At 39.4% G+C, this 12,131-nt stretch carries 11 protein-coding genes; 4 read left to right on the forward strand and 7 right to left on the reverse strand.

All coding sequences use genetic code 11. From position 1 onward, the window contains the following. Nucleotides 1-1,282: 1,282 nt before the first annotated feature. Nucleotides 1,283-2,029, reverse strand: coding sequence for a LytTR family DNA-binding domain-containing protein (locus GYM62_RS01540; RefSeq protein ID WP_219958034.1), 747 nt, complete (start codon nucleotides 2,027-2,029; stop codon nucleotides 1,283-1,285). Beyond that, entirely contained in the window at nucleotides 2,026-3,108 is a 1,083-nt protein-coding gene (locus tag GYM62_RS01545) for a sensor histidine kinase (protein WP_245756456.1), read from the reverse strand. The genes GYM62_RS01540 and GYM62_RS01545 overlap by 4 nt, the downstream gene beginning before the upstream one ends. A 347-nt stretch (nucleotides 3,109-3,455) precedes the next feature. On the opposite strand from GYM62_RS01545, the gene GYM62_RS01550 reads away from it, so the two are divergent. Continuing rightward, nucleotides 3,456-5,957 carry a TonB-dependent receptor domain-containing protein gene (locus GYM62_RS01550; protein ID WP_219958035.1) on the forward strand — a complete coding sequence of 834 codons (2,502 nt, stop codon included), beginning with the start codon at nucleotides 3,456-3,458 and terminating at the stop codon, nucleotides 5,955-5,957. 262 nt (nucleotides 5,958-6,219) lie between these two features. On the opposite strand, the gene GYM62_RS01555 is transcribed toward GYM62_RS01550, so the two are convergent. The 3 genes from GYM62_RS01555 to GYM62_RS01565 all read right to left on the reverse strand — a co-directional run bounded on the left by GYM62_RS01555 (nucleotide 6,220) and on the right by GYM62_RS01565 (nucleotide 9,053). Further along, on the reverse strand, nucleotides 6,220-7,200 hold the full coding sequence (locus GYM62_RS01555) for a pyruvate dehydrogenase complex E1 component subunit beta (RefSeq protein WP_219958036.1): 981 nt from the start codon (nucleotides 7,198-7,200) through the stop codon (nucleotides 6,220-6,222). An 84-nt stretch (nucleotides 7,201-7,284) separates the two neighbouring features. Further along, nucleotides 7,285-8,655, reverse strand: coding sequence for an NAD-dependent succinate-semialdehyde dehydrogenase (locus GYM62_RS01560; protein ID WP_219958037.1), 1,371 nt, complete (start codon nucleotides 8,653-8,655; stop codon nucleotides 7,285-7,287). Next, nucleotides 8,652-9,053, reverse strand: a complete 402-nt coding sequence (locus GYM62_RS01565; RefSeq protein WP_219958038.1) for a rhodanese-like domain-containing protein — start codon at nucleotides 9,051-9,053, stop codon at nucleotides 8,652-8,654. Before GYM62_RS01565 ends, GYM62_RS01560 begins: the two co-directional genes overlap by 4 nt. A 65-nt stretch (nucleotides 9,054-9,118) precedes the next feature. Between GYM62_RS01565 and GYM62_RS01570 the strand changes: the two genes are divergently transcribed. Continuing rightward, on the forward strand, nucleotides 9,119-9,631 hold the full coding sequence (locus tag GYM62_RS01570; protein WP_219958039.1) for a metallophosphoesterase: 513 nt from the start codon (nucleotides 9,119-9,121) through the stop codon (nucleotides 9,629-9,631). Nucleotides 9,632-9,676: 45 nt separating this feature from the next. On the opposite strand, the gene GYM62_RS01575 is transcribed toward GYM62_RS01570, so the two are convergent. After that, the gene (locus GYM62_RS01575; protein ID WP_175557949.1) at nucleotides 9,677-9,823 is read right to left on the reverse strand and encodes a hypothetical protein; all 147 of its coding nucleotides are present in this window, start codon (nucleotides 9,821-9,823) and stop codon (nucleotides 9,677-9,679) included. A 167-nt stretch (nucleotides 9,824-9,990) separates the two neighbouring features. Between GYM62_RS01575 and hisS the strand changes: the two genes are divergently transcribed. Beyond that, nucleotides 9,991-11,373, forward strand: coding sequence for a histidine--tRNA ligase (gene hisS, locus GYM62_RS01580; protein WP_219958040.1), 1,383 nt, complete (start codon nucleotides 9,991-9,993; stop codon nucleotides 11,371-11,373). Here the strand turns inward: hisS and GYM62_RS01585 are convergent. After that, a complete protein-coding gene (locus GYM62_RS01585) occupies nucleotides 11,354-11,635 on the reverse strand; it encodes a hypothetical protein (RefSeq protein ID WP_144605701.1) in 282 nt (93 codons plus the stop codon). The genes hisS and GYM62_RS01585 overlap by 20 nt on opposite strands. 137 nt (nucleotides 11,636-11,772) lie before the next feature. Between GYM62_RS01585 and GYM62_RS01590 the strand changes: the two genes are divergently transcribed. Continuing rightward, on the forward strand, nucleotides 11,773-12,108 hold the full coding sequence (locus tag GYM62_RS01590) for a YbaB/EbfC family nucleoid-associated protein (protein WP_091655616.1): 336 nt from the start codon (nucleotides 11,773-11,775) through the stop codon (nucleotides 12,106-12,108). Nucleotides 12,109-12,131 lie beyond the last annotated feature (23 nt).

The following is a 12,131-nucleotide window of genomic DNA, read 5'->3' on the forward strand; positions in this document are numbered from 1 at the left end:
ATCCTACTTTCCTTTGATGCTTAAAGAGTCAGACTTAGAACTAGGAAAGCCATCTTGTCTTTGGAATAGTGAGGCGGCATTAATAACCAATAACTTTTCCTGCCTCCCCGAGCAATTTAAAAAACCACAGAGGGAACATAGGAAACATAGCTTCATATACTCTTCGCCTCTTCTATCCTTTGCGGGAGATTAAAAAAGCTGCGTCGCTGCGCCGCTGCGAGCTTTTTTTAGCAAAGGAGTCCAATTTCATTTCAAATCGCTTCTCCGAAGCTCTTGTTTATTCTCACTTCAATTTTCTACAATCAAAATGCCTCTCCGAGGCTTTGAGCAATTAAACCTGTTTGGAGCACCAGAGGTGCAAGTTGGTCATTTGATCTATTTTTTTACCGCAAAGACGCAAAATCCGCAGAGGTTTTCGCGGATATAATTTTTAAAATTAGACTTGAGGGGGACTTTAAATTTTCTTTGCTTCTTCTATCTTTTGCGAAAGAAAAAACGCTGCGTCGCTGCGCCGTTGCGAGCTTCAAATCTAACCACAGAGCTAAGGGAAGAATTCACAGAGGATTAAAAAAATCTTTATTCTTTTCGGACGATTTTCAATTTTCTGATTTTAGAAGTTATTCTCCTTGAGTTCGCGTCGTTCCTCGCGGTGACGACTTTAGATTTGTAACAAGCAAGTACCCTGCTGCCTAATGCTACTGCCTACTTTACTTTGCCTCTTTCATCCTTTGCGGGAGATTAAAAATGCCTCTCCGAGGCTTTGAGCAATTAAACCTGTTTGGAGCACCAGAGGTGCAAGTTGATCATTTGATCTATTTTTTTACCGCAAAGACGCAAAATCCGCAGAGGTTTTCGCGGATATAATTTTTAAAATTAGACTTGAGGGGGACTTTAAATTTTCTTTGCTTCTTCTATCCTTTGCGGGAGATTAAAAACTCTGCGTCGCTGCGCCGTTGCGAGCTTCAAATCTAACCACAGAGCTAAGGGAAGAATTCACAGAGGATTAAATAAATCTTTATTCTTTTCGGACGATTTTCAATTTTCTGATTTTAGAAGTTATTCTCCTTGAGACCGCTTCGTTCCTCGCGGTGACGACTTTAGATTTGTAACAAGCAAGTATCCTGCTGCCTACTGCTACTGCCTACTATACTTTGCTTCTTCTATACTTTGCGGGAGATTAAAACTTTGCGCCGATGAGATTTATGAGACTGCTTCGTCGTTCCTCCTCGCAGTGACGCTACCGTTTTTCAGACTTAAGATTTTAGCTTTCAGATTTCCCCAATCAATTCATCCATTTCCCCATAAACTCCAAGAAGGGTTCCTTGTAATTATCGCTCACCGAGATGTGATGTGTGCCGATGGTGATCACGTTTTTTGAAACGGATTCTATGTGATCTAAACCAATGATATAAGAGCGATGCACCCGCATAAATTTTGAAGTGGGCAAAAGCTCCTCCATACTTTTTAAACTGGTCAGAGAAAGTAGTGGATTGGGTTTTGATTTTAAGTGAACTTTCACATAGTCCTTGTATGCTTCCACATGTGTGATATCTGAAAGCATTACTTTGACCAACTGATATTCTACTTTCAAAAAAATATACTCGGGACTGCTTTCTGTCGGAGTAGTAGCCGGATTTGGAATCTTGTTTTCCTGCTTTTCAAAGTAATTATAAGCTTTGGTAGCAGCATTCAGGAAATCCTCATAGCTGTAAGGTTTAAGCAAATAATCCAAAGCGTCTACCTTATATCCTTCTATTGCAAATTGATGATAAGCCGTAGCGAAAATAATTCTGGTTTTATCCGAGGTCTTTTTGCCATCCAGCACCCTTGCGAGCTCCATTCCGGAAAGATCGGGCATTTGGATGTCCATGAAAATCAATTGAACCTCCTCTTTATTTAGAAATGCCAGCGCATCAATGGCACTGGAAAACTTGCCAACCAAGTCAAGAAAAGCCGTCTGCTGTATGTATTTGCATACTAGTTCGAGAGCAAGTGGCTCATCATCTACGGCTATACATTTGAGTTTCATTCCAAGTTGATTGTCAGATTGACATAATATTCGTCCTTGTCTTCAACTTTGCCAAATTTCAAGCGGTGTTTATTGGGATATAATAGACTTAGCCTTCTCTGGGTGTTGACTAATCCGATTCCACTTTCTTTTGCTTCGGGGCTATCCTGATTGATAGGGAAAATCTGATTTCTGGTTTCAAAGAATAAGGTGTCTCCCATGATTTCCATTTTAATATCAATTTTGCTGGGATGTTGAGAGCTGATTCCATGTTTGAAACAATTTTCCAGAAAAGGTAAAATCATCATTGGAGCAATAGTATGGTTGTTTTTGGGTTCGTCCATACTAATATTTAAGGTGACTTTATCAGTCAATCTCATTTTCATCAATTCAATATAGTCTCTGATGAAATCTACCTCTTTACTCAGCAAAGTAGATTCTTTTTGATTTTCATAAAGCACATAGCGCATCATCCGGGAAAGCTTCAATAAAGCTTCCTGTGCTTTTTTAATATCCAGATTGGTTAATGAATAGATATTATTTAATGTATTGAAGAAAAAGTGGGGATTGATTTGGGCTTTAAGGTATGAGAGCTCCGTGTTGATCCGCTGTTTTTCCAGTTCCTGTCGTACAGTTTCGTCTTTTTGCCATTTTTGAACCAGTGCCAAAGAAGTACTCAAGCCAATAGAAACGGTGTAAAGTAGAAGTTGAAATACGTCTCCAGGCAGCCATCTTCTTCCAGGTACGAATGGTTTGTCAGGGTTGAAAAATTCATGCATTCTCATCGGGTACTTGATGAGTTGCTCGAAATAAATAATTGTGAAGTAAAAGACTACAGCTCCAGCTATTACCAATAGGAGATATATGTAATTTTTTCCTTTGAGTAATATTTTGGGAACACCAATCGAGGCATTGGTGTAAAAGATGGATACCAAAACTGCTACCAAGAAAACCTGTTTGTACCAGAAAGCTGTGGGCAATTCATTTTCTCCCATTCTCCAGGATAGAGGAGACAGTAAGATAAGGACTATACATAGCATCAGCCATCCCAGTATGTGAACTAGGAAAGAAAGATTTTTTTTGGAGGTGATTGATGGCATACGTCTGATTTTCAGGTCCAAACTAATATAAAGAATAGTATTTCAGTTAGAAAATCTACCAATCTGCTGTTTTTCACGGCGAAACTCCCTGATGAGCGGATGAATCGCTTAATCGATGATTTCTTCTGCCTTATCAGGCAAATCGACCTATTTGTCGACAAATACCAATGAATGGTCTATTACCTAAAATATTGCTGAACAAAGCCTTCAATTTTGGGGTATCAATGAGGTGACAGCCCAATATTTGAAAACAAACCACGAAATCAAATTTGAGGTGAAGCTCGCAAAATGAATCAAAAGAATTTTGCGAGTGCCATTAAAATTTTGAAATCATTTATCTAAAACAGATGAAAAATCTATTCAGTTTATTAATTCTTTTTGCAGCCATCGGTTTCAATCAAACCTTCGCCCAGCAAAACCAAGAACAGCCTGCCAGAATTATCGGTGTGGCTAAAGATGCAAAATCTGGCGAACCTGTTGGCTATGCTACCGCAGCCTTATACAGAAAAGGGTCAGATGTGAGTTTAGCCGGTGCCGTCGCTGACGGGGAAGGTAAATTCTTCATTACAGGTTTCGATCCTGGAGAGTATTCCCTTCAATTGACTTTTATTGGGTTCGAAACGCTGGTAGTTGACAACATATCTGTAAAATCTAAAACCGGAGATATCAACCTCGGAAATCTATCAATGAGCGATGAGGGATTGGCATTGGAGGAAGTGACCGTTCAAGGTCAAAGACAATTGATTGAAGAGCGTGTTGACAGAACAATCTATAAAGCAGAGAATGACAGAACGACTGCGGGTGGAGATGCAACGGATGTGTTGAGAAGAGTTCCAATGCTATCCGTAGACTTGGATGGAAATGTATCTATGAGAGGAAGTAGCAACATCACTGTATTGATTGACAACAGACCTTCAGCAATAGCTGCCAGCAGCATTACAGATGCATTGAAGCAAATTCCAGCAGATCAAATTAAAGAGGTAGAAGTTATTACTTCACCTTCAGCTCGATTTGATGCAGAAGGTACTTCCGGTGTAATCAATATTGTTACAAAGAAGAATAATCTACAGGGTGTGACCATGAGTATCAACAGTGGTGCTGGTTTGAGAGGTTCTAACTTGGGATTGAACGGAAGTGCCAGAATCGGAAAGTTTGGATTTTCGCTGGGAGGTTTTGGCCGCTCTGGCTATAATATCTTGGGAAGATTCGACAACGAGCAGCAGTTGATTGACCCATCAGGAAATACGACTACAATTCTGCAGTCAGCAGATACAGAAAGAAGAGACCTGTTTGGTAGATATAACTTTGGTGTGGATTATGAAATCGATAAGTTCAATTTTATCACTGGTGCAGTAAACTTTGGTATCAGAAATTCTAATAACTGGCAAAATGACTTCCTAACACAAAATTTTGTAGGAGGAAATTTGATCAGAGAAGCCTTGAGAGAAACTAATTCCAAGGATCAGTCCAATTCCATTGATGTAAGTTTGAACTACACCAAAACCTACGAGAAGAAAGGTAAGGAGGCAAGTTTATTGACTCTTTATAGTAGAAACAACAGAGAAAATAACTTTGTAAACACTCTTTTCAATGAAGATTTTCAAACTATTGACTCAAGGCTGAGAAACGATAACCCAAGCCGAAATGAAGAATTTACTGTTCAGTTGGATTTTGTAAACCCTCTGGGGGATAAAGGAAATCAAATTTTGGAATACGGGGCTAAAAACATTTTGAGAAAAGCCTATTCGGACTTTGCTTATTTCCAAGCAGAAGGTGCTGATGGACCATATGTAGAATTGCAAGACCCATCCTTAAGCAATGAATTCAGTTATGATCAAAATGTAACTGCGGGATACCTTTCTTATACTTTCAGCTTCTTGAAAAATTACACCTTGAAGCCGGGATTGAGATATGAGTATACAACCATTTCCGCTGATTTTGCCAATGAATTGGAGGTTGATATTCCTTCTTACGGAACCTTGGTGCCAAGTGTGAATGCTAGCCGCAAATTGAAAAATGGCAACATGATCAAGGCTGCATACAACAGAAGAATTCAAAGACCATCCTTGAGATTTTTGAATCCAAACATTGAAGCATCCAATCCACTTCAAATCTCTCAGGGTAACCCTATTTTGGATCCTGAATTGACTGATAATTATGAATTGGGATATAGTACCTTCATCAAAGGTACTATGCTAAACTTCACCGGATTCTACAGAAATACTACGGGATCGATTCAGGCAGTAAGAACTGTTCAGGATGATGATATCATCTATACGACCTACGAGAATATTGGTCAGGAGCAGGCTTTAGGTACAAACATCTTTGCCAATGTTAGCATCAGCAACAAGTTCTCTTTAAATGGTGGTTTTGATCTTTACTATGCCATGTTGGACAATGGATTGACTGATCCGCTTTTTGCGGCATCTAATCAGGGATGGGTAGTCAGTGGAAGAATGTTTGGAAACTACTCTTTACCAAAAGACTGGCAGATTCAACTATTCACCTTTGCAAGAGGAAGAAGAGTACAACTTCAAGGTTCAAGCGGAGGATTCGCAGCTTATGGCTTAAACTTCAATAAGCAATTCAATGAAAAAAGAGGAAGCATTGGATTTGGTGCTGAAAACTTCTTAGCGAAGGAATTTATCATCAGAAATGAGACCATCACGCCTACCATTGTACAGAACAGTACAAGTGCTTTGAGAAATATGAATTTCAAGATCAACTTCAGCTACAGAATTGGTAAGCTAAGTATGAACGATAGACCTAGAAGAAGAAGGTCAGTATCTAATGATGATTTGAAAGGCGGTGAAGAAGGTGGAGGAGAGATGATTCAAAACAACCGCTAAAAAAACTTAAAATAAGGGCTGTCTCAAAAGTGATTTTGTCACATTGAGCGAAGTCGAAATGTAGGCCAGGATGATATAATTGGCCTTCGACTACACTCAGGCTTACATTTGAACGATTTATGAGACAGCCATTTTTTTTGAAGATCGTGAAACATTTCTCATGAATTATCGATTTAGTAATAAGTAAACAGATAGATAGATTGGGTAACAAAAAACCCTGACTTTGGTAAGTCAGGGCTTTTTTTTTGGATTAATTATATGATTACTCTTGGTAAGTTACTTTTTTGATAGCAGCTACCGTTCTCGCTACATTAGGGATAGTCGCCTCGATATAAGTAGGAGCATAACTTAAAGGTACATCCATTGAATTCACACGAATCACAGGAGCATCCAAATAGTCAAATGCATATCTCTGGAAATGGTAAGTCAATTCGGAGGAAATAGCAGCCAATGGATTAGCTTCTTCTACAATAACTGCACGGTTGGTCTTTTTCAATGACTCTACACAGGTTGCGTAATCGATAGGTCTGACAGTTCTCAAATCGATTACTTCACAATCAACTCCTTCTTTCGCCATTTCTTCTGCAGCTTCCAGAGCCACTTTCATCATTTTACCGAAGGAAATCAACGTAACATCTTTTCCTTTTCTTTTAATATCAGCTACTCCGATTGGTAAAAGGTATTCTGATTCAGGAACTTCTCCTTTGTCAGAATACATTAATTCAGATTCCATGAAAATTACTGGATCTGGATCACGGATTGCAGCTTTTAATAAACCTTTAGCATCATAAGGGTTAGAAGGTACTATAACTTTCAAACCCGGAGTGTTGGCGAACCAATTTTCAAAGTTGGAAGAGTGTGTAGCTCCCAGCTGACCTGCATTTCCTGTAGGTCCTCGAAAAACAATAGGAACTGAATAGGCTCCCCCTGACATGGCTAACATTTTAGCAGCGGAGTTGATGATCTGATCGATCGCAACTAGGGAGAAGTTGAAAGTCATGAATTCAATGATTGGAATAAGTCCATTCATTGCAGCACCTACTCCCAAACCGGCAAAGCCCAATTCAGAGATTGGAGTGTCATAAACTCTCTCTGGACCAAATTCATCCAGCATTCCCTGTGAAACTTTGTAAGCTCCGTTATATTCAGCTACTTCTTCACCCATCAGGAAGACGTTCTTATCACGTCTCATCTCTTCGGACATGGCCTCTCTGAGGGCTTCGCGAAATTGTATTTCTCTCATTAGTTAAAGACAAAATTTTGGCTCGTAAAAATAGGAAGGAATCGGGCAATTGCAAAAATAGACCGATTGATTATCCCTTATCTATCAGCCAAGGTATACTGTTTTGGTGTTTACAAATTCCAATATTCCATGGCGGCACAGTTCTCTTCCATAACCGGACTTTTTGATTCCTCCAAAGGGAAGATGTGGGTTGGATGCCACCAATGAATTGATAAAGACTGCACCGCTTTCTATCCTTGAAGCCAATGCTTCAGCTTTTTCCGGATTTTTCGTCCAGAGAGATGATCCTAAACCAAATTCAGAATCATTGGCTATTTGAATAGCTTCATCGGCTGATTTAACCCGAAAAACGATAGCAACCGGTCCAAATAATTCTTCTGAATATGCCGGAGAATCTTTTGGAATATCTGTTAAAATAGTAGGAGAAAATTTAGCACTTCCTTTTTCCGGGGCTTTACCTCCCAGTAAAACCTTAGCTCCTTTGTCCACAGATTCTTGAATTTGCTCAAAGAGCTCCTGTGCTAAATCAGGTCTTGCCATGCATACATAGTCTGCATTTTCATCCAGAGGCTCCCCGGCCTTGAGGTTTTTTATTTCATTGGAAAATATTTCTAAAAATTGATCATAGACTGTATCCTGAACGATAAACCGCTTAGCGGCGATACAACTTTGGCCAAAATTGATCATTCTAGCTTTTGCTGCAGTTTTGGATGCTTCTTCTATGTCAGCATCTTCCAATATGATAAATGGATCACTGCCTCCCAGTTCTAGTAGGGATTTTTTGATGTGTTTGCCCGCAGCTGAGGCAACTGCTGCGCCAGCTTTTTCGCTTCCTGTCAGGGTAACGGCTTTGATGATTGGGTTTTCTAAAATTGCCGTGGTTGTCTTCGAGTCGATTAAAAGTGTTTGAAAAACTCCCTCTGGAAAACCGGCCTTGGTAAATACCTCCTCTATCGCTAAAGCACATTGAGGCACATTGGATGCATGCTTCAATAAACCCGTATTACCTGCCATCAGGGTAGGAGCAGCAAATCGAAATACCTGCCAGAATGGGAAGTTCCAGGGCATTACAGCCAAAACAGTTCCTATTGGTTGGTGAAGTAATTTGGCCTTTTTTCCATCAGGGAGAGAGATGGGTTCAGGCTTCAAATATTCCTCTGCATTGTCAGCATAATATTCACAGACCCAAGCGCATTTTTCAACTTCTGAAACTGATTCCTTGATGATTTTTCCCATTTCAAGGGAAATAATTTTCGCATAATGTTCCTTATTTTCCCGTAATTCCTCTGCTGCTTTACGCATCAATTTTGATTTTTCAGAAAAGGGAGATTTTTTCCATTTCTGATAGGCTTTTTCGCCTTTTTGAAGTTTTTCCTGAACTTGATTTTCCGTCAAAAGTTGAAATTCTTTCAGGATTTCACCGGAATAGGGATTAACAGATTTTATTTGACTCATTCTTCTATGGGTTTTCCTTGTTCTTTCCAGGCGGTAATTCCGACATCTAATATGATTACTTTTTTAAATCCGGCTGCTTTCATTGCAGCACCTGCCTTAGCTGTTCTTTTTCCAGTTCGACAGTACAATAAATAAGTTTTAGTCTTGTCCAATTGTTTAATTTCATTTTCAAATCCCTCTGAAAGGAAATTGATATTCAAGGCACCTTCCAAGTGACCCTCCTGCATTTCTTCAGGTGTTCTTACATCGATTAGGATATTTTTCTTCTTTGAGCTTAGCTTTTGAAATTTTTCAACTGAAACCACTTTGGCTGAATCTGCAGGAGACTGAGCATAAGAAAGTGTGGAGGTTCCAAGTATTGCCAGAAAAAAGAGGCCAAGAAATGCTAGGTTTTTCATAGTGATCGTATTGTTTTGGGGTAAGACTTACATTATCAAGGAAAAATTAAAGCCTTTCGTTTCAAATGTCCACTAAAATCGCATTGATTTCTGATTCTCACAGTTACATTGATCACAAAACTCTTCAACATCTTGAAGAAGTAGATGAAATCTGGCATGCAGGTGACATTGGTGAGTTGACTGTCATGAATGCATTACCTGAGGGAAAAACAATCAGAGCGGTTTATGGGAACATAGATGATACTAATACTCAGAATTTATATCCAGAATGGTTGGAATGGGAAGTTGAAGATGTTCGGTTTTTAATGACTCACATCGGAGGGAAACCTCCCCGCTACGCAAAGGGAGTGAAAAATAAAATCAAAGTATCAAGACCTCAAGTTTTTATTTGTGGCCATTCACATATTTGCAAAGTGGAGATGGATAAAGACTTGAATTGCCTCTATATGAATCCTGGGGCTATTGGGCAGCAAGGTTTTCACCAGATGAGAACTATGCTCCTTTTTGAAATCAATTCAGGGAAAATAGCCAATCTTCGGGTAATAGAGCTTGGTAGAAGAGGAAGGCTTACTGAATAGGCAAAAAAAAAGCGGCTCAAGGCCGCTCAATATCTAGAAGGGAAATTATTTCTTCTCGAAAGACTTTTTCAATTCCTCTACATCCACGTTTTTAATCACCGGCTGAGCAGTCAATTGCTTAATTTTGATGATACGTGTATTCTGGCTTTGTCTTTTTCTTCTTAGCTTTCTTTTCAGAGTAGTAACTGCCATGACTATATGTGTTTAAAGATTTTTGTTTCGAAACGGAACGCAAAGGTAAAGAAACATTTTTTGATTGCCTATTAATCTGCGCGAATAAATTGTGTATTATCTCTGAGTTCGGGGATATTTCTGCTTTTTTTCGGTAAATTTGGGCTTTAATCACCAAAATTACTTGCATGCAAAAGCCGAGTTTACCGAAAGGAACCCGAGATTTTGGACCTCTCCAAATGGCCAGAAGAAATTTCATCCTAGATACAATCAAGGATACATTTCAGTTGTTTGGCTATAATCAGATAGAGACTCCAGCTATGGAGAATTTGAGTACTCTGACAGGAAAATATGGAGACGAAGGGGATCAATTGCTATTTAAAATCCTCAACAGTGGAGATTTTCTAAAGAATGTAGGTCCCGAAGATTTGCAGAATGGGGCAAATGCTACCTTGTCAAAAGTCTCTGAGAAGGGGCTTAGATATGACTTGACTGTGCCATTTGCGAGGTTTGTGGTGATGAACCGAAATGAATTGACATTCCCTTTCAAGAGGTTTCAAATCCAGCCCGTTTGGCGGGCAGACAGACCTCAAAAGGGCAGGTATAGAGAATTTTATCAATGTGATGCCGATGTGGTAGGCACAGATAGCTTGGTTTGTGAAGCAGAAATTGTTTTGATGATTCGTATGGTTTTTTCCAATCTGAATATTGCTGACTATGATATCAAAATAAACAACCGGAAGATTTTAACCGGGATTTCAGAGGTGATCGGCGAAGCGGGAAAAGAAGGTCCATTGTGTGTTGCTATTGATAAGTTGGATAAAATCGGCTGGGAAAAAGTACAGGAAGAATTAGCTCAAAGAGGCTTCCAAAATGAATCCATCCAGAAGCTTACTCCTTTAATCAATTTCACTGGCGGAGTGCAGGAAAAATTAGACTTTCTCAAAAATTTCCTAGCCGGTAGTGAAGTAGGCTTGCAGGGAGTGGAGGAATTGAAAGATACTTTCGGAATTCTACAGGCCATGGGTGAAGATCTGAGTCATGTGGAATTGGATATGGTTTTAGCTCGGGGTTTGTCTTATTATACTGGAGCAATTTTCGAAGTAAAAGTCAATCATGTTTCCATAGGATCCGTTAGTGGTGGTGGACGATATGATAACTTGACCGGAGTTTTCGGTATGGACGGGGTTTCCGGCGTAGGGTTTTCCTTTGGAGTAGATAGAATCTATGATGTGATGGAGGAGCTGGATTTATTTCCTCAGTCAACTGCACAGGGCACGCAGGTATTATTGACCCATTTTGATCAGAAAGGGTATCAATATGCCTTAAGTATTCTGACCCGTTTACGCTCAGCAGGGATTGTTTCTGAAATCTATCCAGACCAGGCTAAAATGAAAAAGCAACTGGATTATGCGAGTAAAAATCAGATTCAGTTTGCAGCAATTTGTGGAGACCAAGAGATAGAATCCCAAACTATTGCGCTAAAGAACCTTGAAACAGGAGTTCAGGAAAACTTGAGAGTTGAGGATGCTATAAAGACAGTTTTGGAGTTTATTCCACAGAAAGGATAGAATTGGTGGGGATAGTTACTCCTCCTTTTAGTACTATGTATTCTGGCCCAACAGCCCAAACAGTGGTATTGACTTCGTAAACTTGATCTTCAGCCGTACAGAAAGTGATACGTACTTTCGAATGCAGTAAATTGCCAAGGGTCTGCGATCTCTCCAGTTTTTGAGATCGAATTTTCCTTTCTTCAGGGGTAGAGATCACCTCTTTTTTGGAAAAGCTCAGATTCTTAACCTGCTCTTTATCAATTTGGACTATCGACTTCATAACTAAATGGTTTGATATTCCTACAGACAGAGTTTACTTGGTTAATGTTGCATTTTTAACAGTGAAAATTTCTAAAAGGGTTTAATTCGAAATAAAAGTTTGAAATTCAAGAAATCATAAAATAAAATTATAGAGCTATGTTTGATTTGATGAACATGATGAATAAGGTAAAAGAGGCTCAGGCTAAAATAAAAGAAGCCCAAGCCAAGCTTGTTCATCTGACTGCTGAAGGAGAATCCGGTGGTGGATTAGTAAAAGTAACAGTCAACGGGGAGCGTAAAGTGATGAAAATTGAAATGGATGAGTCACTGTTAACCCCTAATGATAAGGAAATGCTCAGTGACCTGGTGGTTGCAGCAACAAATATTGCTTTGGAAGCAATTGAGGTCAAAATAAAAGCTGAAATGAAGTCAGCGACTGAAGGGATGATTCCTAATATTCCCGGAATGGATCTAGGCAGCATGTTTGGATAAAATGAGATTAGGTCAGAAAATGA

It is taken from the genome of Algoriphagus sp. NBT04N3, from assembly GCF_019443765.1.
Classification (GTDB): Bacteria; Bacteroidota; Bacteroidia; order Cytophagales; family Cyclobacteriaceae; genus Algoriphagus; species Algoriphagus ornithinivorans.

Excerpts from the sequence above, each read along its gene's own strand:
- GYM62_RS01540 (WP_219958034.1), bottom strand. The coding sequence starts at position 2,029 with ATGAAACTCAAATGTATAGCCGTAGATGATGAGCCACTTGCTCTCGAA.
- GYM62_RS01545 (WP_245756456.1), bottom strand. The coding sequence starts at position 3,108 with ATGCCATCAATCACCTCCAAAAAAAATCTTTCTTTCCTAGTTCACATA.
- GYM62_RS01550 (WP_219958035.1), top strand. The coding sequence starts at position 3,456 with ATGAAAAATCTATTCAGTTTATTAATTCTTTTTGCAGCCATCGGTTTC.
- GYM62_RS01555 (WP_219958036.1), bottom strand. The coding sequence starts at position 7,200 with ATGAGAGAAATACAATTTCGCGAAGCCCTCAGAGAGGCCATGTCCGAA.
- GYM62_RS01560 (WP_219958037.1), bottom strand. The coding sequence starts at position 8,655 with ATGAGTCAAATAAAATCTGTTAATCCCTATTCCGGTGAAATCCTGAAA.
- GYM62_RS01565 (WP_219958038.1), bottom strand. The coding sequence starts at position 9,053 with ATGAAAAACCTAGCATTTCTTGGCCTCTTTTTTCTGGCAATACTTGGA.
- GYM62_RS01570 (WP_219958039.1), top strand. The coding sequence starts at position 9,119 with ATGTCCACTAAAATCGCATTGATTTCTGATTCTCACAGTTACATTGAT.
- GYM62_RS01575 (WP_175557949.1), bottom strand. The coding sequence starts at position 9,823 with ATGGCAGTTACTACTCTGAAAAGAAAGCTAAGAAGAAAAAGACAAAGC.
- hisS (WP_219958040.1), top strand. The coding sequence starts at position 9,991 with ATGCAAAAGCCGAGTTTACCGAAAGGAACCCGAGATTTTGGACCTCTC.
- GYM62_RS01585 (WP_144605701.1), bottom strand. The coding sequence starts at position 11,635 with ATGAAGTCGATAGTCCAAATTGATAAAGAGCAGGTTAAGAATCTGAGC.
- GYM62_RS01590 (WP_091655616.1), top strand. The coding sequence starts at position 11,773 with ATGTTTGATTTGATGAACATGATGAATAAGGTAAAAGAGGCTCAGGCT.